The following is a 25,879-nucleotide window of genomic DNA, read 5'->3' on the forward strand; positions in this document are numbered from 1 at the left end:
AGTACACGCAATAGGTTGTATTTTGAGTCTGTAACTGAATCAAAGGTGAATCAAAACGTGAACATTGAAACTACATTTTGTGCTCTTGTGGATAACTTCAACCAGAGATAGTTTAAGCTTCATATTAAAATGAAAAAATTTCTATCAATTGTGTTTCTTAGCTTAATTATAACTTCTAACAGTATGTCATATGAAGAAGCAAACTATGAAGTAGTGAAAAAAAATGAAGTTTATGAAATCAGAAAATATTCTGATCGTTTAGCAATTGAAACAGATATATCAAATGAAGGCAACAGTTTTAGAAAATTATTTAACTACATATCAGGTAACAATACTAAAAATGAAGAGATTAAGATGACAACACCAGTCACCCAAATGGAAAAAAAAGGAAATATGACCATGCAATTTTATTTACCTTCAAGATTTAATAAAGAAAACATACCAAGCCCGTCTAATCCAGATGTTAAAATATTAAATATTAAAGGTGGTTATTATGCAGTTATTAGATATTCAGGAAGGGCTTCTGATAAAAATTTTATTAAACATAAAAGCATTTTAGAAAATGAATTAAAAAAAGATAATATGATAATTTTGAGCCCACCTATTAAAGCAACTTACGATGGACCTTTCACGCTACCCATGAATAGAAGAAATGAAGCAATGTTTGAAATAAATATAAAAAATAAAGGAGAAATATAAATGAAAAAACTAACATGTCACTGTGGAGAAGTAGAAGCAGAAATAAACATGCCTGATAACTTAGAAAAAGTTTTAAAATGTAATTGTTCTATTTGTAAAAGAAAAGGAGCAATAATGTCTATGGTTAAGAACGAAGATTTTAAAATAATTAAAGGTGAGGATAAGTTAAAACTTTATCAATTTCATTCAAAAATTGCGAAACACTATTTTTGTTCGAACTGCGGAATTTATACACATCATAATCCAAGAGCCAATCCAGCTATGACAGGATTTAATCTTGGATGCGTAGATGAAATAAATACGTTTGAATTAGAAAATGTTGCAGTCAATGATGGACAAAATCATCCTCTAGACAATAAGTGATTTTTTTATGCAAGCAGTTAATGATTGTTTTAAAAAAGTAAAAAAAGATTGTTTTAAATTTATCTCTTCTCAAGAAACTAAGAAGGATAAATTTAAAAATAAAGATAAGATGATCAAATCCTTTTTAATACCTGTTAGTTTTTGGATAGCAAAAAAAGTTAATAAAAAAAGACCATTAATGATAGGTTTAGCTGGAGGACAAGGGTCAGGCAAAACAACTATCTCATCAATTTTAACTTTAATTTTAAAAAAATATTTTAAGTTAAATGTTTTTAAAGTTTCTATTGATGATTTTTATAAAACAAGAAAAGACAGAATATTATTGTCTAAAAATAAACACCCTTTATTAATGACAAGAGGAGTACCAGGAACTCACGATGTAGATTTAATGTTAAATTTTTTTAAACAGATTAAAGATAAAAACTTTAAAAGTTTACAAATTCCAACATTTGATAAAGCAATAGATGATAGGTGCCAAAAGAGTTTATGGTATAAAATCAAAACAAAGCCTGATGTGGTCATTTTTGAAGGTTGGTGCGTTGGAGCAAGAGCCCAATCAAGTAGCCAGCTTAAAAAACCAATTAACTCACTTGAAAAAGTTTATGATCAAGGAACTAAATGGAGAACCCATGTTAACAATCAATTAAAAACTAAATACAAAACCTTATTCAAGCAATTAGATGGATTGCTGTATCTAAAGGCTAAAAACTTTAACTTATTAAGAGAATGGAGATTAAAACAGGAGAGAAAGCTCTGGGTTCAAACAAAAAACAAGAAAAACCTAAAGATTATGAGCAGTGGAGATGTGATAAACTTTATGCAGACTTATCAAAGAATTACTCAACAAATGTTTAAAGATGCGATAAAAAGCTCATCAGTTATAATGAATTTAAATAGTAATCATCAGATTGAAAAAATAAAATTTAAAAAATAATGAAAAAAATAATATTAATATCCTTAGCTATTATTCTTTTTAATGGAAAAGCTTTTTCAGTACCTTTATCAAAAGCATTGTTACAAGCGTACAATGAAAACCCGGTATTAAATGCAGAACGTGAAAATATTCAAGTTTCTAGAGAAGATGTAAAAATATCAAGAAGTGAATTTTTACCAAGTGTAACACTGTCAGGTTCTAAGAGCCAAGAAAATACAGAAAAACTAACTGATGGAACAGGTGCTAATTCTTCTTTTACTGATGTCGATCCAAAAACTCAATCAATAAATATTGAGCAAAAATTATTCCAAGGATTTGCAGGTATAGCCAGCATGGAAAAAAGTAAAATTGGATTAACTTTAGCTGAGGCAAAACTTTTAAAAACTGAACAGGAGATTTTGTACCAAGCTATTGAAGCTTATTCAGGTTTAGTTTTTTCTGATGAAAAACTTAAGATTAATCAAGATAACGTTAACCTGTTAAAGAGGCAAGTTGAGACCAATCAAGCAAGATTAGAAAGAGGTCAAATTACTATATCTGATTTAGCACAATCTGAGTCTTCACTTGCAGGTGCGCAAGCACAATTTTTACAAGCAAAAAATGAAACAATTACAGCTAAGCTAACCTATGAAAAAATTATAGGCCCAATTGTAAATACTAATACTTTGAGCAAGAATTCAGATTTAACTTTTGAATTACCAAAAGATTTAAATGAAGCAATTGAAATTTCAAAAACAACTAATCCAAATTTAATTATTTCAAGGTTAGAGTATGAACAATCTGAACAAGATGTAACTATAGCCAGATCTGATCTATCACCGTCTGCATCTTTATCCTTTAATAGTTCAAAATCAGACAATGTAAGTTCAAGTATTGGAGAGCGTGATAAAGAAATATTAAAAGCAACTATTTCATGGCCAATTTTTAATGGTGGAAAAAATACTGCCTCATTAAATAAAAGTAAAAATTTGAAAAATAGAAAAAAATTATTATTAGATAATACCTTAAAAACAAATGATGCAAATATTGCAAGTGCATGGTCAAGCTTTCAAGTATCAAAAAGTTTATTGAATTCAGTTACTGCGCAAGTTAAAGCGGCAGAAACAGCAAATGAAGGAATAACAGTTGAATATGAAACAGGTCTTGGAAGATCTACACTTGATGTTATTCAGTCAAACTCAATTTTATTAAACTCAAAAATAAGCCTAGCAAATTCTGAAAGAAATTATTTACTTTCACAATTTAAACTTCTTCAAGCCATTGGTTTGTTGAATAGTAATTACTTAAAAATACAGTAATTAAGCCATTTTATTATAAAAAAAATAACTATTGAAAATAAGAACAAAATGTGTACATTTAAGAGACGATTCGAACACTAATTATTTAATAAAAAAGGCATAAAATGACTAAAAACAACCTAAAAGTAGTTAAATCTACAAAAGCGCAACAATCAGAAGGCAACGAAAAAAACAAAGCTTTGGACGCGGCAATGAGCCAAATTATCGATAATTTTGGAAAAGGATCGGTAATGAAACTTGGCCAAAGAAGAGCAATGGACGTCGAGTCTATTTCAACAGGATCATTAAGTTTAGATGTAGCGCTTGGAATAGGTGGTTTACCAAAAGGAAGAGTTATTGAAGTCTATGGACCAGAATCATCTGGTAAAACAACTTTAGCATTGCAAGTATTAGCAGAAGCCCAAAAAGCTGGAGGAATTTGTGCGTTTATAGATGCAGAGCATGCCTTAGATCCAATTTATGCAAAAAAACTTGGTGTAGATACTGAAGAATTATTAATTTCACAACCTGATACTGGCGAACAAGCTCTAGAAATAGCTGATACTTTAGTTAAATCAGGATCGATTTCTGTTATCGTAATTGACTCTGTTGCAGCGCTAACACCTAGAGCTGAAATTGAAGGAGAAATGGGAGATCACCATGTAGGACTTCAATCAAGATTAATGAGTCAGGCTTTAAGAAAACTAACAGGCTCAATCTCAAGCACGAACACAATGATGATTTTTATTAACCAAATTAGAATGAAAATTGGAGTTATGTTTGGAAGTCCAGAGACTACATCTGGTGGAAATGCACTTAAGTTTTATTCATCTGTTAGAATGGACATTAGAAGAATTGGTGCCATTAAAAATGGAGATGAAATTATTGGTAACTCAACAAGAGTTAAAGTGGTTAAAAATAAAGTAGCACCACCATTTAAAGTTGTTGAATTTGACCTAATGTACGGCAAAGGTATTAGTAAAGTAGGTGAATTAGTTGACCTTGGTGCAAAAGCTGACATTGTTGAAAAAGCTGGAGCTTGGTATGCTTATAAAGGTGAAAAAATTGGCCAAGGAAGAGAAAATGCTAAAATTTATTTAGAGCAAAATCCTCAAATTGCTGCAGAAATTGAAATGGCAATTAGAGAAAAGGCTGGAGTGATAGCAAAAAAAATTGAAGGTAATCCACTAGATCCAGAAAAAGCAGCAAAAGATCAAATAGAGGAGCCTAAACTGGAAACAAAGGAAGAAGTAACACCTCCATCTAAAAAGAATTAGTTAAAGTCATCTTTAATTATTAAAAGGCGCTTAATTTAAGCGCCTTTTTTCCCTACACTTATCTAGACATCAAATAAAAAAGCTGTATTTTAATTATATGGCTGACAAAACACTAAATCAAATTAGAACAACTTTTTTAGATTATTTTGAAAAAAATGATCACAAGATTGTTGAATCTAGTAATTTAGTTCCAAATAATGATCCGACATTAATGTTTGCAAATTCAGGAATGGTACAATTTAAAAATGTATTTACTGGATTAGAAAAAAGAGACTATGTAAGAGCAACAACTTCGCAAAAATGCGTAAGGGCAGGTGGTAAGCATAATGATCTTGAAAATGTAGGCTATACACCAAGACACCATACATTTTTTGAAATGCTTGGAAATTTTTCATTTGGAGATTATTTTAAAGAAGAGGCAATTAGTTACGCATGGAATTTAATAACTAAAGAGTTCGGAATTGATAAAAATCGCCTCTATGTAACAGTTTATCATGACGATGAAGAAGCATTTAATTTTTGGAAGAAAATAGCTGGTTTTAGCGATGATAGAATAATCAAGATAGCAACGTCAGATAACTTTTGGTCGATGGGTGACACAGGGCCTTGTGGACCATGTTCTGAAATATTTTATGATCACGGTGATCATCTAGAGGGTGGTCTACCTGGTACTAAAAATGAAGATGGTAATAGGTTTATAGAAATATGGAATTTAGTATTCATGCAATATGAACAAATTTCAAAAGATAAGAGAATAAATTTACCAAAACCATCTGTGGATACGGGCATGGGTCTTGAGAGAATAGCCGCACTATTACAGGGAACACACGATAACTACGAAACAGATCATTTTAAAAAACTAATACTATCTGCATCTGACACATTAAACGTTAAAGTAACTGATGACAATCAATCAAGCTTTAGAGTAATAGCAGATCATTTACGAGCAAGTTCATTTTTATTAGCAGAAGGAGTTTTACCTTCTAATGAAGGCAGAGGTTATGTGCTTAGAAGAATTATGAGACGTGGAATGAGACACTCACATTTACTTGGTTCTAAAAAACCAGTTTTCTATAATATTTTTAAAACGCTTCTAGAAGAAATGTCTAACAATTATCCAGAGCTTGAAAGAGCACAATCTTTAATAAAAGAAACATTAAAAACAGAAGAAGAAAAGTTTTTGGTTTTATTAGATAGAGGGATAAAAATATTAAATGAAGAGCTAGAGAAAGTAGAAAAGATATTGCCTGGTGAAGTGGCATTTAAGCTTTATGATACATTTGGTTTTCCATTAGATTTAACAGAAGATATTTTGAAAAATAAATCAATGACTGTCGATGGGGAGAAGTTTGATTTATTAATGAAAGAAAGTAAAAAATTAGCAAAAAAAAATTGGAAAGGATCAGGGGATAGTTCGGTAGATCAAATTTGGTTTGATATAAAAGATCGTTTAGGGGCAACTGATTTTTTAGGATATTCTACAGATAAAGCAGAAGGTGTAGTCACTTTAATTCTTAAAAATAATAAAGAGGTTCAAGATCTACAAGAAAACGATGAAGGCATTATAATAACAAATCAAACACCATTTTATGGAGAGTCAGGAGGACAAGTTGCAGATACTGGAATAATCTCTAAAGAGATTTTTGAATTTGAAGTGTCTGATGTTCAAAAAAAATTAGGGGATTTATTTGCTCATTACGGAAAAGTTAAAAAAGGTTCAGTTAAACTAAAAGACAGTGTTGAATTAAAAATAGATACACAGAGAAGAAATAATATTAGAGCTTACCATTCTGCCACTCATTTGTTGCACGAAGCATTAAGAAGAGTTTTGGGTGAGCATGTAACCCAAAAAGGATCTTTAGTTCAATCTGATCGATTAAGATTTGATTTTAGTCATATGAAACCTATTTCAGACGAAGAGATTAGAAAAATTGAACATTATGTAAACTCAATAATTGAAAAAAAGTCAGAGGTGAAAACAAGAATAATGACACCTAAAGAAGCTGTTGAAAATGGTGCCTTAGCTTTATTTGGAGAAAAATATGGCGATGAAGTTAGAGTTTTGTCTATGGGAGATGAAGAAGGTAAATTTTTCTCAACTGAATTATGTGGAGGAACTCACGTTGTAAACACAGCTGATATTGGAAAATTTAAGATTATTAGCCAATCATCTATTGCTGCAGGCGTAAGAAGAGTTGAAGCATTAAGAGATGTGCAGTTAACTGATTTTTTAAAAGAAAAAGAAAACCAATCCAATTTGTCGGATCAAAAAAATGAGGCAGTTATAAAAGAATTAGAGACAAAGATTATTAAATTAGGAGGAAAACCTAATCTTCAAAACAAGGATCAAGTAACTTTAATAAAAGACCTTAATAGACAATTTGATCAACTTTCAGTTATCTCAATATTAAAAGATAAAGATAAAAATAAAATCAACGATCAAACTATTAATGGATTTAAAGTTAGATTTCAAAATATTATGGATTTACCATTTAAGGATTTACGTAAGCTAATCGATGAAGGCAAAAAAGAAATTGGTGAAGGGTTAGTTATAATTTATGCAATCAATGATAATAAAGTTGGCTTAGCTGTAGGTGTTACCAAAACATTAGAAGAAAAGTTTGATGCTGTTAAAATTGTTAGAGCTGGTTCAGAAGTTATTGGGGGTAAAGGCGGTGGTGGCAGAGCTGACTTTGCACAAGCTGGAGGAACTTTGCCTGATAAAATTGAAGAGTCTTTTGAAAATATTAAAAAACTAATTAATTAAGCTTTTTCTTAAGCTGACCATCTAATTCATCTAAAAATTGATTAGTCGTTAGATAATTACTTGAGGGCCCAATTAAAATTGCCAAATCTTTTGTCATTGATCCATTTTCAACACAATCAATACAAACTTTTTCTAATGTAGTTGAAAATTTAATCAAATCTTCATTACCATCTAATTTTCCTCTATGTGCCAAACCTCTAGTCCAAGCAAAAATTGAAGCAATTGGATTTGTAGAAGTCTCTTTACCTTCTTGATGCATTCTGTAGTGTCTAGTTACAGTTCCGTGAGCCGCTTCTGCTTCCATAGTTTTTCCATCTGGTGCAAGAAGAACACTTGTCATTAGCCCTAATGATCCATAACCTTGAGCCACAGTATCAGATTGAACATCTCCATCATAATTCTTACAAGCCCAAATATATTTACCACTCCATTTCATAGCACAAGCAACCATGTCATCAATTAGTCTATGCTCATAAGTAATGTTAAGTTTATCAAAATCAGATTTAAACTCTTTATCAAAAATATCTTGAAAGATATCTTTGAACCTACCATCATAAATTTTTAAAATAGTATTTTTAGTAGAAAGATAAACGGGCCATTTTTTAATTATTCCATAGTTAAAGCAAGATCTTGCAAAGTCTTCTATAGATTTATCTAAATTGTACATCGATAAAGCAATTCCTGGTCCAGGAAAGTTAAAGACCTCATATTTAATTTCATCACTGCCATCTTCTGCGGTCCATTTTATTTCCATTTTACCTTTACCGGGTACTTTAAAATCTGTTGCTCTATATTGATCACCAAAAGCATGTCTTCCAATAATTAAGGGGTCTGTCCAAGTTGGAACAAGTTTTGGAATATTTTTACAAATTATAGGCTCTCTAAAAACTGTACCTCCAAGAATATTTCGTATCGTTCCGTTTGGAGATCTCCACATTTTTTTTAATTTAAACTCTTCAACTCGTGCTTCATCCGGAGTAATTGTTGCACATTTTATACCAACACTATGTTCTTTAATTGCGTTAGCAGAATCTATTGTTATTTGATCATCGGTATCGTCACGACTTTTCATACCAAGATCGTAGTATTTAATATCCAAATCTAAATAAGGCAAAATCAATTTACTTTTGATGAATTCCCAAATGACTCTAGTCATCTCATCACCGTCTAGTTCAACAACTGGATTTTTAACCTTTATTTTAGCCATAAATGAATAATATATATTAGTAATTGTAATTTAGTGCTTTATATACATATTAATAAAAAATTATCAAATAGAAGCTTATGTTAGAGAAAATTTTCCCAAAAATTCATTCTGAAGGTTACAAATTTTTAGCGATAGCTATCATTGTAACAATATTTTTATATGTCCTGAGCACTTTTCTAGGATTAATTGGTCTAGTATTATCGATATGGGTTTATTATTTTTTTAGAGATCCAGAGCGAATTTCAATAAATGATGAAAACTATCTAACCAGTCCTGCTGACGGTGAAGTTTTGATGGTCCATGAAGTAGATGGTCCAAAAGAATTAGGTTTAGAAGATAGAAAATTTACTAAGATTAGTATCTTTATGAACGTATTTGATTGTCACGTAAATCGAACTCCTTGTGAAGGTAAAATTTCAGAAATACTTTATAAGCCTGGAAAATTTTTAAATGCATCACTTGATAAAGCAAGTGAAGACAATGAAAGAAACTATTACAAGATAACAAATACTCATGGCGAAGAAATAATAGTTGTTCAAATCGCCGGTTTAATTGCCAGAAGAATTGTTTGCGAATCTTCAAAGGATCAACAATTACAACAAGGTGAAAGAATTGGTATGATTAGATTTGGAAGTAGAGCTGACGTTTATTTTGAGAATTATGAATCGTTAGTTAAAGTTGGACAAAAAACAATTGCTGGTGAAACACTATTAGCTAAAAAGTAGCTTATGGAACAACCAAAAAATAATTTTAAAATAGTATCAGATAAAAAAGCTAGAATGCTTTTGCCTAATGCACTGACATTAATAAATGTGTGTATTGGATTAAGTTCCATTAAATTTGCATTAGATGAAAAGTTTGAATTATCTATTATAGCTATTATTTTTGCCGCAATTTTTGATGCATTAGATGGCAGAGTTGCAAGAATGTTAAAAGGAACTTCTTTAGTTGGAAAAGAATTAGACTCATTGGCGGATTTAATTAGTTTTGGAGTAGCTCCAGCTTTTATAATGTATTTTTGGTCTTTAAATAATTTAGGTAAATTTGGCTGGTTACTCACAATGATTTTTGTAGTTTGTGTTGCCCTTAGACTTGCAAGATTTAATGTAAGTTCAAACTCTGAACCATCATGGAAAGACAATTACTTTGAGGGTGTGCCGTCACCTGCAGGTGGAATTTTGGTATTGATGCCTTTAATATTAAGTCTAAGCGAGATAAATTTAATCAAAATTAATTACGATATAGTAGTACCAATACTGTTTATTTTGATATCATTTTTATTGATCAGTAAAGTACCTACATTTGCATTTAAAAAAATTTCTATTCCTCGTCACTTGACAATTTTTGCATTGTTTGGTGTTGTTTTATTTTTTGGACTTTTGTTAATATACACATTTAAAGTTTTGGTCATTTGTGGATTAATCTATATTTGCTTAATTCCAGTTGGATATTTTAGTTATCAAAAAATTTATAAACAGAAAATTTTAAATGGTGAAAGTGACACTAAAGAAGACCTTGAAGACATTCTATAGATGAAAAAAAATGTAATTGTATCTCTGGCAGACTCAAATTACTTTGAATTACTTAATGAATTGGTCGATTCTATTAAAAGTTTTGAACAAAGCAAAGATACAGCAATTTGCATTCTAGATGCAGGTTTATCCGAGCAACAAAGAAATATATTATCTAAAAAAGTAGATGAAATTAAATCAGCTGAATGGGATATTGATGTTCCAGCATTTAAAGTTAAAGGAAGAGAATGGCTAAAGAGTCAAGTGTCTAGGGCTTTCTTACCAAAATATTTTCCTAGTTATGAAAAATTCTTATGGATAGATTGTGACGCTTGGGTAGGGGATTGGAATTCAATAGAGCTTTATTTTAAGGCCTGTGAAGATGGAAAATTAGGAATTACTCAAACCTTTACACCAGGATATAAAATAATGTCCAAAGTTAAATGGATATTTGGACAATTAGCAATAATTAAATCTCAAAATTTTAAACATGCAATAAAGTCAAAAATTGGAATAGATAAAGCGCGGAAGCTTGCTTTCGCCCCACATATTAATATTGGTGTTTTTTCTTTAGAAAAAAATTCAGTTGGCTGGACGACTTGGCAAAAAAATTTAGAACAAACACTTAAAGCTGGAAATATTTTTGGTTCAGAACAATTGGCTATTAACATGTCAGTTTACATTGACGATTTAGAAACAGAGTTCCTACCTCATAATTGCAATTGGTTAGTTAGTAATCTTTTACCAAAATTTAATGAAAAAGAAAAAAGCTTTGTGGAGCCTTACTTGCCCAATCATAAACTGGGTATAATACATCTTGCATCTGGGATTTGGGATGGAGATAAAGACATGAGATTACATAGAGAAGTAAAGATAGATATAAAAACTTTAGAGGGTAAAATTTTATCAAAAAGCTTAAGGTTTGGTCATTAATTGAAAAAAAATAGAATTTCTAAAAACTGGATTAATAAACAAAAAAGAGATATTTATGTTAGACAATCTCAGGTAGACGGGTATCGAGCCAGATCAGCATATAAATTAATAGAAATAGATGAAAAATTTAAGATATTTAAAAATGGAATATCTGTAATCGATTTAGGGGCATCACCTGGTAGCTGGTCTCAATATATTTCAAGAACAGTAAAAAGTGGAAGGTTGGTTTCAATCGACTTAAAAGGTATGGAAGAAATTGAGAATACAATCCAAATCAAAGGTGATTTTACTGATTTAGAATCTCAAGAAAAAATAAAAGCTTTATTCAAATCAAAAGTGGATGTTGTTGTCTCTGATATGGCTGTAAATACAACGGGTATAAAAGATATAGATGCAATTTATACTGGTGAACTTGCAATGGAGGCTATGAATTTTTCCAAAGAAATGTTGGTTAAAGAAGGACGATTTGTCTCTAAGATTTTTCTAGGCTCATCATTTAACGAAATTGTTGCTTTGGGCAAAAAATTATTTAAAGAAGTGAAGGTGTTTAAACCCAAGTCTAGCAGAAAAGAATCTAAGGAAAGTTTTATTATTTGTAAAATCTTAAGATAGGGACTTTTTTTTTGAGGGGAATCATATATAAATGATTATGGATCCTATAAAAGAAGCTCTCACTTTTGACGATGTTACAATGGCACCAAAATACTCAGAAGTTTTACCTTCTGAAGTTGATACCAGCACTAAATTATCATCTAATTTAACATTAAAAATACCTTTATTATCCTCTGCAATGGATACAGTTACTGAGAGTAAAATGGCTATAGCAATAGCTAAAGCAGGAGGCATTGGTGTAATTCATAGAAATTTGGATATTAAAAAACAAGTTGAAGAAATTAAAAAAGTTAAAAAATTAAACTTATTAGTTGGTGCGGCAGTTGGAGCTGGTCCTTTAGAACTTAAAAGAGCTGAGGCTATTTTAAAAGAAAAAGTTGATTTAATTGTTGTGGATACAGCTCATGGACATAGCAAAAAAGTAGCTGAAATTATTAAAGCTATAAAAAAATTAAAAACAAACAAAACAACTCTATGTGCTGGAAATATTGCAACAGCTGAAGCAGCAAAATTTTTAATAAAATTAGGAGTAGATATTATTAAAGTTGGAATAGGGCCAGGATCAATTTGTACAACTAGGCTAGTCGCAGGCATTGGTGTACCACAATTAAGTGCGATCCTTGCAGTTAAAAAAGGTGTTAAAAACAATAAAGTAAAAATAATTTCAGATGGTGGAATTAAATATTCAGGTGATTTAGCTAAAGCATTGTCTGCAGGTGCCGATGCTATAATGATTGGATCTTTGTTTGCAGGAAGCTTAGAAACACCTGGAAAACTAATTAAAAAAAATGGTAAGTTATTTAAAAGTTTTAGAGGAATGGGATCAGTTGGTGCGATGAATAAAGGATCAGCTGATAGATATTTTCAAACCAAACAAAAAGATATATCTAAATATGTTCCAGAAGGAGTAGAAGGTTTTGTGAAATATAAAGGTGATGTGAAAAGTATAATTTATAAATTAATTGGAGGATTAAAATCATCTATGGGATATCTAGGTGCAAAAAAAGTACCAAACCTTAAAAATAAACCAAATTTTGTAAAAATAACTAAGGCTGGTTTTTATGAAAGTATGGTTCATAATGTTGATCAAGTTAAAAATGAGAGCAAGTATTAATGAGAACAATAAATAAATTAATAATTGTCCTATTTATAATTTTAAATTTTGGAAGTTCTTCTTTTGCAGAAAATAACTTTTTTGAAGAAGGAAAAAATAAATACGATGAACAAAAATATGAAGAATCTAAATTTTTATTTCAAAGAAGTATTGTTTTTAACCCTAAGGACAAAGATTCATATTTGTATTTAGCAAAAATTTATAATTTTGAAGAGAACAAAAGAGAAGAACAAAAAAATATAGATACAGTGTTATTACTTGATCCAAAAAATGAAGAAGCAAACTACATGCTTATGGAAATAGAGTTAAAAAGATCTAATTATTCCAAAGTAAAAGAACTAGCAGATAATTTTTCAAAAATTTGCAATAAATTGTGTGATAAGAAAAATTCTATTTTAGAATCCTTAAAGAATTTGGAACCTAAAAATGAGTCTTAGTAATAATTTAAGTAAAATCTTAATAATCGATTTTGGTTCTCAATTTACACAATTAATTGCAAGAAGAGTAAGGGAATTAGGGGTTTTTTCAGAAATTGTAAGTCATAAAAAAATAAAAATAGCTCAAATTACAAAAGATAATATTGCTGGAATAATACTGTCTGGTGGACCTCTTAATGTTTATGAAAATGATAAATTTAAATTTGATAAGAAGATATTAAAACTTGGAATTCCAATCCTGGGTATATGTTTTGGACATCAGATATTGTCAAAACTATTAGGTGGCAAAGTTAAAAAATCAAAACATAGAGAATTTGGTTTAGCCACTATAAACAAAGTATCCAATAGTACTTTAACTAAGAATTTTTTTAATAAAAATAATAGAAGTGATGTTTGGATGAGCCATGCTGATCAAGTATCAAAGATGCCAAAAAATTTTAAAATTATAGCTTCTACAAAAAACTCTAAATTAACAATTATTGAAAATATTAAAGAAAATTTTTATGGTGTACAATTTCACCCTGAAGTAACACACACTAATAAAGGTAAAATTTTATTAAGAAATTTTGTTTTTCTTATTTGTAAAATTAAAAAAAACTGGTCATCAAAAGATCAAAAATTAAAATTAATTAATGAAATTAAAGAACAAGTAGGTGACAACAAAGTAATTTGTGGATTGTCGGGTGGTGTGGATAGTAGTGTGGTTGCACAATTATTAAGCAAAGCAATTGGAAAAAATTTAACTTGTATTTTTGTTAATAATGGCCTTTTAAGAAAAAATGAAGAAATACAAGTAGTTAATACTTTTAAGAAAAAATTAAAAATTAATTTGATTTATGTTAATGCAGAAAAAGAATTTATTAGAAAATTAACAAATGTATCTGATCCTGAAAAAAAACGAAAAATCATTGGTAATCTATTTATTAAAATATTTGAAAGATATGCTAATAGAATTAAGAATGTTAAATTTCTTGCTCAGGGCACTCTTTATCCAGACTTAATTGAAAGTAAATCTGTGACTGGTAGTCAAACTTCAAAAATAAAATCACATCATAATGTAGGGGGCCTTCCTAAAAGAATGAAATTAAAATTAGTAGAACCTCTTAAATTTTTATTTAAAGATGAAGTTAGAAAATTAGGATTAGAACTTAATTTATCTAATGACATAATCTCTAGACATCCATTTCCCGGTCCTGGTCTAGCTATTAGAATGCCCGGTATTATAACCAATGAAAAAATTAAAATTTTAAAAGAGGCTGATTTCTATTTTATAAAAGCTTTAAGAGAGCATGGGTTATATGATAAAATTTGGCAAGCATATGCTGCACTCCTACCAGTAAAAACTGTGGGTGTTATGGGTGATAATCGAACTTACGAACATATTTGTTTGTTAAGAGCAATTACCTCTGAAGATGGAATGACTGCTGATTTTTTTGATTTTCCTAAAGGTTTTATGCAATCAATCTCTAATCAAATTATTAATAATATTAGAGGTATAAACAGAGTTGTTTATGATGTTACTTCAAAACCACCTAGTACCATTGAATTAGAGTAATACTTTACTATAGAGTACATAATATTATGAAATATTTACACACCATGATCAGAATCTCAGACGTGGAAAAATCATTAGATTTCTACTGTAAGGGATTAGGTTTAATTGAAACTAGAAGAATGGAAAATGAGCAAGGTAGATTTACCTTAATTTTTCTAGCAGCACCTGGCGATGAAAAAGCCGAACTAGAGCTAACCTACAATTGGGATGGTGATGAGTTAGGTGATGGATCTCGTAATTTTGGTCACTTAGCATACCGTGTTGAAAATATTTATCAAACTTGTGAGAGACTTCAAGATATGGGATATACAATTAATAGACCACCTAGAGATGGTCATATGGCATTTGTCAGATCTCCAGACAATATTTCTATAGAAATCTTACAAGAGGGTAATTTAGAAATTAAAGAACCTTGGGCCTCAATGAAAAATGAAGGTGTTTGGTAAAAAATGAGTCAAAAAATCTTAAACTTTATTAAAAAAAAAAATAAATCCAAAATTATAAGTCTTACTGCTTACTCTAAAAATATAGCATCAATAATAGATAGACACTGTGACCTTGTATTGGTAGGCGACTCCCTTGGCTCTGTACTTTATAGCTTTTCTTCTACAAAAAAAGTGACATTGGATATGATGATTGAACATTCTAAAAGTGTAAGAATGGGTGTTAAAAAAAGTTTAATGGTAGTAGACATGCCTCATAACACTTACCGTAACTCAAAAGAAGCCTTAAGTAATGCAAAAAAAATAATCTCTAAAACGAAGTGTGATGCAATCAAGCTTGAGGGGGGTAAAAAAGTAATTCAAATAATTAAAACTTTAATTAAGAATAAAATTCCTGTGATGGGGCATCTTGGTGTTCTGCCGCAATCGGCAACAAATTTTAAATTTAAAGGAAAAGAAATAACAGAAAGAAAAATTATTTTAAGAGATTCTAAACTTTTAGAAGATGCTGGTGTATTTTCAATAGTTTTAGAGTGTGTTGAAAGCTCGTTAGCAAAAGAAATTACTAAAACTGTTAAAGTTCCTACAATTGGAATTGGGGCATCAGTACATTGTGATGGTCAAGTTTTAGTTACTGACGACTTGATAGGTCTGAATAAAATTAAAGCTAGATTTGTGAAAAGGTATTCAAATATTGAAAAACAAATAAATGATGCTGCACTAAAGTTTAAGAAAGATGTAATTAGAAGTAAGTTTCCTACTAAAAAACATTCATACTAAATTAAAAATATTGTTTGAATGTTTCGTTAATTGATAAGACGCCATAATCATTTAAACCACCAATTATTAGTTGAAGAGCTACAATTAAAATAAAACCTAACCCTACATAGGCTATCCATAAGTTTTTTTGAATATAATTAGCTAAATAAGTAGCTAATGCTCCAGTTAATACTACAGATAAAACAAGACCAAATATCATGAAACCAAAATGACCTTTTGCAGCACCAACTACCCCAATAACGTTATCAAAACTTATTGTAATATCTGCAAATAAAACTTTATAAATACTTTTTACAAATGAAGGTTCTGTTGATTTTTTTACTGGTGATTTAATCTTATTCTTCATTTCAACTAAATCTTTCCTTAAATCATTAACAATCCAAATTAGAAGTAGTCCACCTAAAATTTTAATATAATAAAATTCAAATAAGTAAGTAGCAAAAAGAGCAAAAATAATTTTAAAAACTAAAGCTCCAGCTACACCCCAGAGAATTATTTGCTTTCTATTTTTTGGTACAAAGTTAGCAGCAATTAATCCAATGATAATAGCATTATCAGCTGCTAAGATGATATCAATAAAGATGATTTGAGTTAAAATTATGAATTCTTCGATCAAGAGCTTTTTATAATATCAATTTATAATAATTCAATTAAAAAAATTATAAAAAAAAGGCGACCATGTTAATGATCGCCTTTAGTAGTATTAGTCTAAATTATTTTTGAGACCAAGTTGGCATTGGGTATTGCAGTTTACATGCTGCTAGCTCAAATGGATAAACTGTACAGTATTTTCCATCTTGTACTTGCATCAAAATACCTCTTGTCTTTTCATTTTGTCCATCAGCACCAAATTTAATACCTCTGTAAGGAACGATAAGAGAGTCAGATGACATATCTAAATTAACCAATGCTTGTCTAATTTTTTCTGGGTCTGTTGATCCAGCATTATTAATTGCATTAGCTAATGCCATAAAACCAGTAAATGCTCTAGCAGGTACATCTGATAAATCTCTTCCACCAGAATGTGTCTTAAATATTTCATTTACAGTTCCAATCATTGGAATTGTAGTAGCCAAGTCAGTGTTGAAAGGAGATCTTGTAATTACACCTTCAGCTTTGCTTCCCATGGTAGCTATAAATTTTGGATCAGTATAACCAGCATTTTGAGCAACTAAAAGTTTAGGATTATAATCAAGTTCTTTAGCTGTGTTTAAAAATAAGTAAGCATCAGCGGTATAAGAAGATGGCAATAAAACATCAGGGTTTTTTGCTTTTAATCTTTGTACTTCAGAACTTAAAGAAGTTGTTTTTGCTTTATAGCTAATTTTCTCGACAACTTTATAACCTTTGTCTTTAGCCATTGTGTTTTGTGTTCCACCACTATCAGCTCCCCAAAGAGTATCTTCATGAATAATTCCAAGTGTCTTTAACTTATTACCATTCTTAGTGTTAAAATCGTCCATAAATTCAAACATCAATTGAGTAAACTCACCATCATGTGGTGTTACTCTAAAGAAATATTTAAACCCTCTTGTAGTTAATTTTGGTGAAGTCGACTCACCATTAACCCAAGGTATACCAGCTCTTTCAGATACTTGACTTGCTGCACCTGTTACAGATGAGTAGTAAGCACCAAACATTGCATGAACTTTATCAGAGTTTAACATTTTCTCTGTTTCACCAACTCCAATATCTGGTTTTCCACCATGATCACCAACAACAATTGAAATTTTTCCACCACCTAAACCTTTTAGGCCAGCATCTTTTGCTAAAGGCATACCAGGAATATTATGGCTGTTGTTTATAATATCTAAAGCAGTTTGAACTGCTGCTACGGCATCTTTTCCAACCTGAGCAACAGGCCCTGTTAATGGATAAAGTACTCCAATTTTAACATTTTCTGCAGCACTAATTGTAGGCGCACAAACTAATGATAAAAAAGTAAATACTGAAAGTATTATTTTTTTCATTTATTTCCCCTCATATTTGTTTTTTTTAAAAATATAATCTAATACTATATATGATATCAATTCAATGACTTACTATTCAGCAAACAGTATAAAATTTATAGAAAATAAATGACATCTGAAATAATCTTACAAGCAATGGTGACAGGATTAATGATGGGTTTAATTTATGCATTAATTGCTGCTGGGTTAAGTTTAATTTTTGGATTAATGGATATAGTAAATTTTGCTCATGGTGAACATTTGATGTTATCTATGTTTTCATCATTTTGGTTATGGTCTTTATTTGGGTTAGATCCAATTTTTTCAATTCCAATTACAATTTTATTAATGGCTTTTTGCGGAGTGCTAACTCATTATTTTTTGATTAGATATATATTGAAAGCCAAAATGCTAATCCAGATTTGTGCTACATTTGGATTATCAATATTCATTAGATCAATTGCACAGTTTTTATGGACACCAGATTTTAGAAATATTGATAAACCATTATTAGAAGGAAGATTAGAAATTTCAGGAATGTTTATTGGACAGCCTCAACTAATTGCTAGTTTAGTTTGTTTGGTTGCTTTTATTCTTCTTTATCTATTCGTAACAAAAACTGAAACTGGTTTAGCACTACAGGCAACAGCACAAGACAGGCATGCAGCTGAAATTTTAGGTATACCATCTGATAAAATGTTTGCTATCGGTTGGGCAATAGGACTTAGTTGTGTTGGTGTTGCTGGAGGAATGATGGCTAATTATTTTTTTATCTTTACTGACGTAGGAATAAATTTTGCACTATTTGCATTTGTTGCAGTGGCATTAGGAGGCTTTGGAAGTATTATAGGGTGTTTGTATGCAGGAATTATTATTGGATTAGTTGAATCATTAGGTGGTTTGCTGATAGATCCATCATTTAAGCTTTTATATGTTTTTGCAATTTATCTATTAGTTGTAATTTTTAGACCACAAGGTTTGTTTGGAAGGTATTAATTATGGATAAATTATTAATAGCTAAATCTGAACCTCTCTGGAATACAGACAAAAGAATAATATCTTTAATTAGTAGTCTAATTGTATTGTTATTCGCTTTACCTCATTTTGGATTGAATTCTTTCTACCTTCATTTAATGATAATGATTTTTATGCACGCAGTTATGGCTCAGTCTTGGAATGTAATTGCAGGTTTTTCAGGACAAATCAGTTTAGGTCATGGAGCTTTTTTTGGAATTGGAGCCTATGCAACATCATTTCTGTATGTTCAGTATGGTATATCCCCATGGATAAGTATTTTTCTTGGAATGATTGTTTCAGGAGTTGCTGCAGTTTTAATTGGCATCCCAATGTTAAGACTTAGTGGGCATTATTTTGCAATCGCTACTTTATTAATTGGAATTAGTTTTCAAGTTATATTTCAAAGGTGGGAGTGGGTAGGTGCAGCATCAGGAGTATGGGTTCCTATGACCTCAGGAGACTCTTTGTTGGCTCTTCAATTTCATAGTAGCAAAATGCCTTACTATTATATTTTTTTAGTATTTTTTATAATTACATTTTTTTTAGTATGGCTCTTAAGTAGATCAAAATTAGGTTACAGATTAAGAGCTGTAAGAGATGATCCACAGGCTGCATTAAGTTTGTGTATTAATGTTTCTAATTATAAAATCATAGCCTATGTAATCTCAGCAATGATAATGGCACCAATGGGAAGTTTATTTGCTCAGTACATACTTATTATTGATCCAGATAGAGTTTTTAATATAGAAATTTCAATTATTGTTTTATTGATTACAGTCCTTGGTGGGATTGGAAATGTTTGGGGCCCGATTGTGGGTGCAGCTATACTTATTCCAATTTCAGAATATTCTAGAATTTATTTAGGTGGAACTGGTGGGGCTGTAGACTTAATTCTCTATGGTTTAATTCTAATGCTAATTTGCATTTTTAGACCAGAGGGACTTATATCTTTTTTTCCAAAAAATATTTTAGAAAGAAAAAAACAAAGATGAAGATTTTATCTGTAGAAAATTTAAGTAGATCTTTTGGAGGTATAAAAGCCAATAATGATATTTCTTTTGAGGTTATAGAAGGTACAATTTTGGGAGTAATAGGACCCAATGGTGCAGGCAAATCTACTTTGTTTGATTTAATTACTGGCTATACAAAAACTGATAATGGTAAAGTTAGTTTCTTTAATAAAGATATATCAGGCTTAAGTCCTGATAAAATTAGTAGCTTGGGTATTGGAAGAACTTTTCAAAAATTAAAACCGTTTGCAGATCAAACATTATTAGAAAATGTAATGATTGGCTCTTTTGTTAAAGAAGATAATATTAAAAAAGCAAGGGATAAAGCATTAGAAATAATAGATTTTGTTGATCTTATAGAAAAGAGACATCATTTTGCTAGAGAGCTTTCGACAGGTCAAAGAAAAAGATTAGAAATGGCAAGAGCAATGGCAATTGAACCAAAACTACTATTGATGGACGAAGTTACTGGAGGTGTTGATCAAAAAACTATTCCAGGTTTAGTTGAGTTAATTAAAAAACTTAAAAAATCTGGCGTAACAATAATTACCATTGAGCATAATATTAATATTATAATGGAAATTTCTGACAATATTCTAGCGCTAGATCAGGGTAAAAGAATTGCATATGGTACACCAAAAGAAATTCAACAAAATGAAGAAGTAATAGACTCATATTTAGGAACTGTTGATGCTACTTGATATAAAAAATATTGATGTTTTATATGATGATTTTCAAGTTATTTGGGATGTATCAATAAATGTAGATAATGGAGAAATGGTTGCTCTTTTAGGACCTAATGGATCTGGCAAAAGTACAATTTTAAATACAATTAGTAATCTAGTTAGTCATAAGAATGGAAGCATACATTTTAAAAATAATCTAATTTCTGAAATCCCAACTTTCAAAAGAACTGAATTAGGAATTTCTCATGTTCTTGAGAGACGAAGAGTATTTCCACATCTTACTGTTATGCAAAACCTTATTCTTGGTGCTTGGCACCCTAAAGCAAAAGAAAAATTAAGTAGTTCTTTATCTAAAGTTTATAAAATTTTTCCAAAATTAGAATCTAGATCAAGCCAGTTAGCTCACACTATGTCTGGTGGTGAACAGCAAATGCTTGCTATAGCAAGAGGCTTGATGGGACTTCCAAAACTTTTGATGGTAGATGAACCATTTTTAGGATTATCACCTCTAGTAGTGAAAGATTTAATAAAAATATTCAAAAATGTGGTTAGTGAAGGAATATCAATTCTTTTTGTTGAACAAAATGTAAGATTGGCACTAAGCATGGCTGATAGGGGTTATGTTCTTGAGAGTGGAAGGTTGGTTATTAGTGGTAAATCTAATGAATTAATTAATAACGAAAAAGTTAAGAAGGTTTTTTTAGGGAACTAGTTATAAAGCTGCCAAATCATTATTTAATTTATCCGTAATAAGCATTTTTCCTGGAGCATGTGTTATACAAAAGTCTGGTTTTGAATCTTGTAAAACAGATTGAGGTGTTACGCCACAAGCCCAAAATACAGGAATTTCATTATTTTTAAATGCCTTAGGAGGATCGCCGTATTCAGGATTCATTATATCTTTTATTCCAATTTCTGATGGGTCACCTAAATGAATAGGAGCACCATGAACTGCTGGGAACCTAGAACTAATTTGAATTGATCTAATAGCATCTTTTGAATTTAAAGGTCTCATAGAAACAACCAATTTTCCTGAGAACTGTCCTGCTGGCTCACAATCTATTGAAGTTCGATACATTGGAACAATAGTATCATTTTCAATATGCTGGATAGGTATTCCTGCCTCAATTAATGGTAACTCAAAAGACATAGAGCATCCTAAAACAAATGTCGTTAAATCTTCATTCCAATATTTTTTGATGTCATATGGTTCATCAATAATTTTTCCTTTTTCCCATATTCTATATTGAGGAACATCAGTCCTAATATCAATATCCCCTAAATCTTTTAATGATGGATCTCCTTTTGTACCAAACCCTATTAAAGGGCATGGTTTAGGATTTTTTTGACAGAATGATGCAAAATCCATTGCATATTTGCTGGGCAATATACAAAGATTTCCCTGTACATATTTATTAGCAGTTCCTGCTGTTTGATTTCTGTACTCATTTTTTCTAATAACCTTTCTTGCTTCAATTGGATTTTTAATATCGAGCATAAATTTAATATTTAGATTTTTTAGTTCCTTCAATTATTTCTTTTAGTTCATCAAACTCTTCACAGTTACAGGTTTTTAAAACTTCTAACCTTTCTTTAGCCATATCTATTCGGTTTGTAACCACATAAAGCTCACCAAGGTATTCATTTATTCCATTATGATTAGGTTCAATTTCTAGGCCTTGTAAGTAAAATTTTTCACCTCCTTCAAAATCTCCAAGTTTTCTAGTAGTAAAACCTAAATAATTTAAAGTATCTGCCTGCAGTGGTTTTTCATCATTGGATTTTAAAAGAAGCTTTTGTGCTTTAGCATATCTTTCTTGTGCTTTGTCAATTTTTCCTTTTTTTTCATATTTCTTAGCTGAGTTAATTAAATTTTTTGCTTTTGTGTAGTCTGAAGCTTTAGGAGTAGAATCGCTATCACTGCTACTTCCTGCTGCAAATAAATTATTAGTGAGTGCTATAATTATTAGTAAAGTATAAATAAGTTTTTTCATATTTTAATTAAATTTATCCATTTTATTTAAAGGTTTTAGTTCTAAGCCATTATCAACTAAATTATCTCTGATAGATTTTGCAGTTGCTAATGAGCTTTCATTATCACCATGTATACAAACCGAGTCAATCTCACAAGGTATCTGTTTACCACTGAGACAATTTATTGCCTGATTTTTAACCATGTTCAACACATGGTTTTTTGCTAATTGAGGGTCAGTGATTAAAGCGTTTGGTTTACTTCTAGAAATTAAATTTCCATTATCTTCATAATTTCTATCTGCAAAAATTTCACAAGCTATTTTCAAACCATTTTTCTTAGCAGCAACTTCCATTTGCGAACCTGTTGGTACCAGATAAATAATATCTTTATTAATCTCTTTAATGGCCACAGCTAGAGTTGTGGCTAATTCCAGATCTTCACAAGCCATGTTATTAAGAGCCCCATGTGGTTTAATATGAGTAACATTTTCATTATATTTTTGAGCAATTTTTTGTAATATTTCATATTGGTCGAAAATTAGTTTTTTTATTTCTAAGGAACTTAAATTCATTCTTTTTCTTCCAAAGTTTTCAGGGTCATTAAATGATGGATGGGCACCTAAACTAACACCATTTTTTTTTGAAATTTGAATAACCATCTCCATTGTTTTTTCATCACCTGCATGGTAGCCACATGCAATGTTGGCAGAGTTTACAATATTAAGTAATTCTGGATCATTCTTGATAGAATGAAACTTAGATTTTTCTCCTAAATCACAATTGATATTAATTTCCATACTCTTTAGTCTGGAGTATAACATGACATGGTTAAAAATATATCAAATCTTGGTGATGCAGCGGTATATTGTGATTTTGGCTCAGAAGTTAATGAAGCAATAAATTCAAGCGTCATAGATTACTTTCACCATATATCAAAATTAATAAAAGATAAAAAGATCGAAGGAATAACTAACTTAACACCTTCTTATAATAAATTAATTGTTAGTTTTGATTTGACTGTAACCAACTATAAAAAAATTAAAAATTTTATAGAGGGCTTAACTATTAATAGAGATATTAAAAACAATAATCAAAAAATTAAGATTCCAGTCTGTTGTGACGATGAGTATGGATTAGATTTTTTAAGGCTAATTGAAAAATTGAATATAGATAAAGATAAAATATTAGAACTGTATTTTGGCAAAGAATATTTTTGTTATATGACTGGTTTTATTGCTGGAATGCCTTTTTTAGGAGATCTTAATGAAAATATTAGATGTGATCGATTAGAAACACCGAGGTTAAAGATGCCTAAAGGATCGGTAGGAATAACAGAACAATTTGCAAATATTTATACTTTTGAAAGTCCTGGTGGTTGGAATATTATTGGTAATACCCCAAAGAAAATTTTTGATGATAAAAATTTAGTTCAACCGGCTCTAGTTAATCCAGGTGATAAAGTAAGTTTTTACCAAATAACAAAAGAAGAATATTTAAATTGGAATGAATAAAACATATTTTGAGATTGTAAGGGCAGGAGTTAATACTACCATTCAAGACAAAGGTAGAAATCATTTATATCATATCGGTATTGCAGTAAGTGGAGCAATTGATCAAAGAAATTATACATTATCAAATAGACTAGTTGAAAATCAATTAGATGAGCCTGTATTAGAGTTTGCATACCAAGGCCCTCTTTTAAAGTTAAAGAATGGAAAAATTAATTTTGCAATATCTGGAGATATTTTTTTTAAAATCATTAGAAAGAATTTAGAGGTTGAAGATGGTGAGTGTTACAAAAGTTATATTTTAGATGAAGAGGATCAAATAGATATAATATCAACCAAAAATTCTACGTATGGATATTTAGCCGTTAATGGTGGCTTTGATCTAGAAAAAACCTGGGGCAGTTATTCCATAAATACTAAAGCAAATATTGGACCAAATAATGGAAAAAAATATTCCATAAATGATAAAATTTTTATTAAAAAAATTGATACCAAAAGTGCAATGAACAAAAAAATAAATTATGATTATTCTACTGATAATATCATTAGAATTATTAAGGGTACAAATTTTGACTATTTTTCTAAGGATGCAATAGATAAATTTTTTAATGAAGATTTTTTAATCACAAACCTTGTTGATAGAATGGGAATAAGATTAAAAGGTCCAAAATTAGAAAATATAGAAAACACCAATATCAAATCAGAAGGTTTGGTAAGAGGAGTTATTCAAGTACCAGCTGATGGTAATCCAATAATAATGTTATCTGATCATGGAACAGTTGGAGGATATCCAAAGATTGGAGTAGTTATTACTGCTGATCTTGATTTAGTTGGGCAATTAACTCCTGGAACAAAAATAAACTTTAAGGAAGTAAGTCTTGAAGAAGCTCAGAATATATTTAAAGCATACACAGAAGATACAAATAAATATTTAAATGAATGTAATTAATAAAATTCCAGGTCCTATATTAGTTTTTATGGGAGCCTGCTGCTTAAGCTTTGGAGGCTTAATTGTTAAATCATTTGAAGGATCAACCTTATGGCAAATATTATTTTGGAGATCTTTATTTTTTTCGCTAACAGTCTTACTTTTTTTAATAATTACTTATAAAAAAAAATTATTTAAAGCGTTTTACGATTCAGGTTTACCAGGACTTATTGGTGGAGTTATTTTATCATTTGGTTTTTGTGGGTACGTCTTTGCGATGTATAATACAACTGTTGCCAATACTAATTTTATTATTTCGACGCAAATACTCTTTTTAGCAATATTTGGTTATTTATTTTTAAAAGAAACAATTTCATCTATTACTTTAGCTTCAATTATTTTAGCAATTACGGGTGTCCTATTAATGGTAGGTAATTCTTTATCACCAGGAGAGATGTCTGGAAACTTAGCGGCTTTTAGCATGCCAATTACATTTGCAGTCTTAATTATAATTGTTAGAAAATTTCCTACAGTTGACATGGTGCCAGCTCAATTTATAGCTGGTGTGAGTTCATGCTTTATTGGATTTTTATTATCTGAGAAGCTTATGATTTCTTCACATGATATATTTTTAGGTTTTACAGCAGGTTTTTTCCAAGTAGGATTTGGTTTTATATTTATAACTATGGGTGCACGTAGCACACCATCTGCAATGGTTGGTATAATCATGTTATCCGAATCTGTGTTGGGGCCAATGTGGGCCTTTTTATTTGCAGCTGAACGACCTTCTTTATTTACTTTAATTGGAGGAGGAGTAATTCTTTTTGCTGTATTATTGCAATTTTACTCACTACTTTTTTCAAATAAAAAAGAAAAAATTATTAATTGACTCTGTTAC

At 30.1% G+C, this 25,879-nt stretch carries 28 protein-coding genes; 22 read left to right on the forward strand and 6 right to left on the reverse strand.

The features are described 5' to 3' along the window. Positions 1 to 129 precede the first annotated feature (129 nt). The 6 genes from AC5SL0_RS01235 to alaS all read left to right on the forward strand — a co-directional run bounded on the left by AC5SL0_RS01235 (position 130) and on the right by alaS (position 7,317). Entirely contained in the window at positions 130 to 699 is a 570-nt protein-coding gene (locus tag AC5SL0_RS01235) for an SOUL family heme-binding protein (RefSeq protein ID WP_011281828.1), read from the forward strand. Next, positions 700 to 1,062 carry a GFA family protein gene (locus tag AC5SL0_RS01240; protein WP_011281829.1) on the forward strand — a complete coding sequence of 121 codons (363 nt, stop codon included), beginning with the start codon at positions 700 to 702 and terminating at the stop codon, positions 1,060 to 1,062. Positions 1,063 to 1,069: 7 nt separating this feature from the next. Continuing rightward, positions 1,070 to 1,996, forward strand: a complete 927-nt coding sequence (locus AC5SL0_RS01245; RefSeq protein ID WP_494574190.1) for a uridine kinase — start codon at positions 1,070 to 1,072, stop codon at positions 1,994 to 1,996. Beyond that, positions 1,996 to 3,294: a TolC family outer membrane protein gene (locus AC5SL0_RS01250; RefSeq protein ID WP_018413917.1), complete on the forward strand. Its 1,299-nt coding sequence runs from the start codon at positions 1,996 to 1,998 to the stop codon at positions 3,292 to 3,294. Before AC5SL0_RS01245 ends, AC5SL0_RS01250 begins: the two co-directional genes overlap by 1 nt. A gap of 104 nt (positions 3,295 to 3,398) precedes the next feature. Then, the gene (recA, locus tag AC5SL0_RS01255) at positions 3,399 to 4,550 is read left to right on the forward strand and encodes a recombinase RecA (protein WP_006997263.1); all 1,152 of its coding nucleotides are present in this window, start codon (positions 3,399 to 3,401) and stop codon (positions 4,548 to 4,550) included. 97 nt (positions 4,551 to 4,647) lie between these two features. Then, on the forward strand, positions 4,648 to 7,317 hold the full coding sequence (gene alaS, locus AC5SL0_RS01260) for an alanine--tRNA ligase (RefSeq protein WP_027306693.1): 2,670 nt from the start codon (positions 4,648 to 4,650) through the stop codon (positions 7,315 to 7,317). Here alaS and AC5SL0_RS01265 read toward each other — a convergent pair. Then, positions 7,310 to 8,524: an NADP-dependent isocitrate dehydrogenase gene (locus AC5SL0_RS01265; RefSeq protein WP_006997261.1), complete on the reverse strand. Its 1,215-nt coding sequence runs from the start codon at positions 8,522 to 8,524 to the stop codon at positions 7,310 to 7,312. The genes alaS and AC5SL0_RS01265 overlap by 8 nt on opposite strands. A 77-nt stretch (positions 8,525 to 8,601) precedes the next feature. On the opposite strand from AC5SL0_RS01265, the gene AC5SL0_RS01270 reads away from it, so the two are divergent. From AC5SL0_RS01270 to panB, 9 genes are read left to right on the forward strand one after another with little or no spacing between them, the layout of a single operon-like run. Then, positions 8,602 to 9,249, forward strand: coding sequence for a phosphatidylserine decarboxylase (locus AC5SL0_RS01270; RefSeq protein ID WP_011281835.1), 648 nt, complete (start codon positions 8,602 to 8,604; stop codon positions 9,247 to 9,249). A gap of 3 nt (positions 9,250 to 9,252) precedes the next feature. After that, positions 9,253 to 10,056, forward strand: a complete 804-nt coding sequence (pssA, locus tag AC5SL0_RS01275) for a CDP-diacylglycerol--serine O-phosphatidyltransferase (protein ID WP_006997259.1) — start codon at positions 9,253 to 9,255, stop codon at positions 10,054 to 10,056. After that, a complete protein-coding gene (locus AC5SL0_RS01280; RefSeq protein WP_494618455.1) occupies positions 10,057 to 10,968 on the forward strand; it encodes a glycosyltransferase in 912 nt (303 codons plus the stop codon). It begins immediately after the preceding gene. Then, on the forward strand, positions 10,969 to 11,580 hold the full coding sequence (locus AC5SL0_RS01285; RefSeq protein ID WP_006997257.1) for an RlmE family RNA methyltransferase: 612 nt from the start codon (positions 10,969 to 10,971) through the stop codon (positions 11,578 to 11,580). 37 nt (positions 11,581 to 11,617) lie between these two features. Then, positions 11,618 to 12,694, forward strand: a complete 1,077-nt coding sequence (guaB, locus tag AC5SL0_RS01290; RefSeq protein ID WP_006997256.1) for an IMP dehydrogenase — start codon at positions 11,618 to 11,620, stop codon at positions 12,692 to 12,694. Beyond that, positions 12,694 to 13,131 carry a tetratricopeptide repeat protein gene (locus AC5SL0_RS01295; protein ID WP_006997255.1) on the forward strand — a complete coding sequence of 146 codons (438 nt, stop codon included), beginning with the start codon at positions 12,694 to 12,696 and terminating at the stop codon, positions 13,129 to 13,131. Before guaB ends, AC5SL0_RS01295 begins: the two co-directional genes overlap by 1 nt. Continuing rightward, complete coding sequence (gene guaA, locus AC5SL0_RS01300) at positions 13,121 to 14,686, forward strand: glutamine-hydrolyzing GMP synthase (RefSeq protein ID WP_006997254.1); 1,566 nt, start codon at positions 13,121 to 13,123, stop codon at positions 14,684 to 14,686. The genes AC5SL0_RS01295 and guaA overlap by 11 nt, the downstream gene beginning before the upstream one ends. 26 nt (positions 14,687 to 14,712) lie before the next feature. Further along, positions 14,713 to 15,132, forward strand: a complete 420-nt coding sequence (locus AC5SL0_RS01305) for a VOC family protein (RefSeq protein ID WP_011281839.1) — start codon at positions 14,713 to 14,715, stop codon at positions 15,130 to 15,132. Between the two features lie 3 nt (positions 15,133 to 15,135). Next, positions 15,136 to 15,909 (forward strand): 3-methyl-2-oxobutanoate hydroxymethyltransferase, encoded by a 774-nt coding sequence (gene panB / locus AC5SL0_RS01310; protein ID WP_494618457.1) that lies wholly within the window; start codon positions 15,136 to 15,138, stop codon positions 15,907 to 15,909. 1 nt (position 15,910) lies between these two features. Here the strand turns inward: panB and AC5SL0_RS01315 are convergent, their stop codons facing one another. Both AC5SL0_RS01315 and AC5SL0_RS01320 read right to left on the reverse strand, forming a co-directional pair. After that, positions 15,911 to 16,525, reverse strand: coding sequence for a YjbE family putative metal transport protein (locus AC5SL0_RS01315; protein WP_006997251.1), 615 nt, complete (start codon positions 16,523 to 16,525; stop codon positions 15,911 to 15,913). A 97-nt stretch (positions 16,526 to 16,622) separates the two neighbouring features. Next, positions 16,623 to 17,879, reverse strand: coding sequence for an ABC transporter substrate-binding protein (locus AC5SL0_RS01320; protein ID WP_271615865.1), 1,257 nt, complete (start codon positions 17,877 to 17,879; stop codon positions 16,623 to 16,625). Positions 17,880 to 17,987: 108 nt separating this feature from the next. On the opposite strand from AC5SL0_RS01320, the gene AC5SL0_RS01325 reads away from it, so the two are divergent. From AC5SL0_RS01325 to AC5SL0_RS01340, 4 genes are read left to right on the forward strand one after another with little or no spacing between them, the layout of a single operon-like run. Then, positions 17,988 to 18,854 carry a branched-chain amino acid ABC transporter permease gene (locus AC5SL0_RS01325; RefSeq protein WP_494618459.1) on the forward strand — a complete coding sequence of 289 codons (867 nt, stop codon included), beginning with the start codon at positions 17,988 to 17,990 and terminating at the stop codon, positions 18,852 to 18,854. Between the two features lie 2 nt (positions 18,855 to 18,856). Then, on the forward strand, positions 18,857 to 19,867 hold the full coding sequence (locus tag AC5SL0_RS01330) for a branched-chain amino acid ABC transporter permease (protein WP_011281843.1): 1,011 nt from the start codon (positions 18,857 to 18,859) through the stop codon (positions 19,865 to 19,867). After that, on the forward strand, positions 19,864 to 20,586 hold the full coding sequence (locus AC5SL0_RS01335) for an ABC transporter ATP-binding protein (protein WP_011281844.1): 723 nt from the start codon (positions 19,864 to 19,866) through the stop codon (positions 20,584 to 20,586). The genes AC5SL0_RS01330 and AC5SL0_RS01335 overlap by 4 nt, the downstream gene beginning before the upstream one ends. Beyond that, entirely contained in the window at positions 20,576 to 21,283 is a 708-nt protein-coding gene (locus AC5SL0_RS01340; RefSeq protein WP_011281845.1) for an ABC transporter ATP-binding protein, read from the forward strand. The genes AC5SL0_RS01335 and AC5SL0_RS01340 overlap by 11 nt, the downstream gene beginning before the upstream one ends. On the opposite strand, the gene AC5SL0_RS01345 is transcribed toward AC5SL0_RS01340, so the two are convergent. Genes AC5SL0_RS01345 through AC5SL0_RS01355 form a run of 3 tightly spaced genes read right to left on the reverse strand, consistent with a single transcriptional unit; the run spans position 21,284 to position 23,342 of the window. Next, positions 21,284 to 22,069 (reverse strand): putative hydro-lyase, encoded by a 786-nt coding sequence (locus tag AC5SL0_RS01345; RefSeq protein WP_011281846.1) that lies wholly within the window; start codon positions 22,067 to 22,069, stop codon positions 21,284 to 21,286. A gap of 4 nt (positions 22,070 to 22,073) precedes the next feature. Further along, positions 22,074 to 22,565, reverse strand: a complete 492-nt coding sequence (locus tag AC5SL0_RS01350) for a tetratricopeptide repeat protein (RefSeq protein WP_271615864.1) — start codon at positions 22,563 to 22,565, stop codon at positions 22,074 to 22,076. Between the two features lie 3 nt (positions 22,566 to 22,568). Continuing rightward, positions 22,569 to 23,342 carry a 5-oxoprolinase subunit PxpA gene (locus AC5SL0_RS01355; protein ID WP_494618463.1) on the reverse strand — a complete coding sequence of 258 codons (774 nt, stop codon included), beginning with the start codon at positions 23,340 to 23,342 and terminating at the stop codon, positions 22,569 to 22,571. 27 nt (positions 23,343 to 23,369) lie between these two features. Here AC5SL0_RS01355 and AC5SL0_RS01360 point away from each other — a divergent pair, with 27 nt between their 5' ends. From AC5SL0_RS01360 to AC5SL0_RS01370, 3 genes are read left to right on the forward strand one after another with little or no spacing between them, the layout of a single operon-like run. Next, on the forward strand, positions 23,370 to 24,056 hold the full coding sequence (locus AC5SL0_RS01360) for a 5-oxoprolinase subunit B family protein (protein ID WP_020169181.1): 687 nt from the start codon (positions 23,370 to 23,372) through the stop codon (positions 24,054 to 24,056). Further along, positions 24,049 to 25,002: a 5-oxoprolinase subunit C family protein gene (locus tag AC5SL0_RS01365; RefSeq protein WP_494618465.1), complete on the forward strand. Its 954-nt coding sequence runs from the start codon at positions 24,049 to 24,051 to the stop codon at positions 25,000 to 25,002. Before AC5SL0_RS01360 ends, AC5SL0_RS01365 begins: the two co-directional genes overlap by 8 nt. Continuing rightward, positions 24,989 to 25,870: a DMT family transporter gene (locus AC5SL0_RS01370; RefSeq protein WP_011281851.1), complete on the forward strand. Its 882-nt coding sequence runs from the start codon at positions 24,989 to 24,991 to the stop codon at positions 25,868 to 25,870. Before AC5SL0_RS01365 ends, AC5SL0_RS01370 begins: the two co-directional genes overlap by 14 nt. Positions 25,871 to 25,879: the final 9 nt, after the last annotated feature.

This window comes from Candidatus Pelagibacter sp. PS_16 (genome assembly GCF_059417965.1).

Excerpts from the sequence above, each read along its gene's own strand:
- AC5SL0_RS01235 (WP_011281828.1), top strand. The coding sequence starts at position 130 with ATGAAAAAATTTCTATCAATTGTGTTTCTTAGCTTAATTATAACTTCT.
- AC5SL0_RS01240 (WP_011281829.1), top strand. The coding sequence starts at position 700 with ATGAAAAAACTAACATGTCACTGTGGAGAAGTAGAAGCAGAAATAAAC.
- AC5SL0_RS01245 (WP_494574190.1), top strand. The coding sequence starts at position 1,070 with ATGCAAGCAGTTAATGATTGTTTTAAAAAAGTAAAAAAAGATTGTTTT.
- AC5SL0_RS01250 (WP_018413917.1), top strand. The coding sequence starts at position 1,996 with ATGAAAAAAATAATATTAATATCCTTAGCTATTATTCTTTTTAATGGA.
- recA (WP_006997263.1), top strand. The coding sequence starts at position 3,399 with ATGACTAAAAACAACCTAAAAGTAGTTAAATCTACAAAAGCGCAACAA.
- alaS (WP_027306693.1), top strand. The coding sequence starts at position 4,648 with ATGGCTGACAAAACACTAAATCAAATTAGAACAACTTTTTTAGATTAT.
- AC5SL0_RS01265 (WP_006997261.1), bottom strand. The coding sequence starts at position 8,524 with ATGGCTAAAATAAAGGTTAAAAATCCAGTTGTTGAACTAGACGGTGAT.
- AC5SL0_RS01270 (WP_011281835.1), top strand. The coding sequence starts at position 8,602 with ATGTTAGAGAAAATTTTCCCAAAAATTCATTCTGAAGGTTACAAATTT.
- pssA (WP_006997259.1), top strand. The coding sequence starts at position 9,253 with ATGGAACAACCAAAAAATAATTTTAAAATAGTATCAGATAAAAAAGCT.
- AC5SL0_RS01280 (WP_494618455.1), top strand. The coding sequence starts at position 10,057 with ATGAAAAAAAATGTAATTGTATCTCTGGCAGACTCAAATTACTTTGAA.
- guaB (WP_006997256.1), top strand. The coding sequence starts at position 11,618 with ATGGATCCTATAAAAGAAGCTCTCACTTTTGACGATGTTACAATGGCA.
- AC5SL0_RS01295 (WP_006997255.1), top strand. The coding sequence starts at position 12,694 with ATGAGAACAATAAATAAATTAATAATTGTCCTATTTATAATTTTAAAT.
- guaA (WP_006997254.1), top strand. The coding sequence starts at position 13,121 with ATGAGTCTTAGTAATAATTTAAGTAAAATCTTAATAATCGATTTTGGT.
- AC5SL0_RS01305 (WP_011281839.1), top strand. The coding sequence starts at position 14,713 with ATGAAATATTTACACACCATGATCAGAATCTCAGACGTGGAAAAATCA.
- panB (WP_494618457.1), top strand. The coding sequence starts at position 15,136 with ATGAGTCAAAAAATCTTAAACTTTATTAAAAAAAAAAATAAATCCAAA.
- AC5SL0_RS01320 (WP_271615865.1), bottom strand. The coding sequence starts at position 17,879 with ATGAAAAAAATAATACTTTCAGTATTTACTTTTTTATCATTAGTTTGT.
- AC5SL0_RS01325 (WP_494618459.1), top strand. The coding sequence starts at position 17,988 with ATGACATCTGAAATAATCTTACAAGCAATGGTGACAGGATTAATGATG.
- AC5SL0_RS01330 (WP_011281843.1), top strand. The coding sequence starts at position 18,857 with ATGGATAAATTATTAATAGCTAAATCTGAACCTCTCTGGAATACAGAC.
- AC5SL0_RS01335 (WP_011281844.1), top strand. The coding sequence starts at position 19,864 with ATGAAGATTTTATCTGTAGAAAATTTAAGTAGATCTTTTGGAGGTATA.
- AC5SL0_RS01340 (WP_011281845.1), top strand. The coding sequence starts at position 20,576 with ATGCTACTTGATATAAAAAATATTGATGTTTTATATGATGATTTTCAA.
- AC5SL0_RS01345 (WP_011281846.1), bottom strand. The coding sequence starts at position 22,069 with ATGCTCGATATTAAAAATCCAATTGAAGCAAGAAAGGTTATTAGAAAA.
- AC5SL0_RS01350 (WP_271615864.1), bottom strand. The coding sequence starts at position 22,565 with ATGAAAAAACTTATTTATACTTTACTAATAATTATAGCACTCACTAAT.
- AC5SL0_RS01355 (WP_494618463.1), bottom strand. The coding sequence starts at position 23,342 with ATGGAAATTAATATCAATTGTGATTTAGGAGAAAAATCTAAGTTTCAT.
- AC5SL0_RS01360 (WP_020169181.1), top strand. The coding sequence starts at position 23,370 with ATGGTTAAAAATATATCAAATCTTGGTGATGCAGCGGTATATTGTGAT.
- AC5SL0_RS01365 (WP_494618465.1), top strand. The coding sequence starts at position 24,049 with ATGAATAAAACATATTTTGAGATTGTAAGGGCAGGAGTTAATACTACC.
- AC5SL0_RS01370 (WP_011281851.1), top strand. The coding sequence starts at position 24,989 with ATGAATGTAATTAATAAAATTCCAGGTCCTATATTAGTTTTTATGGGA.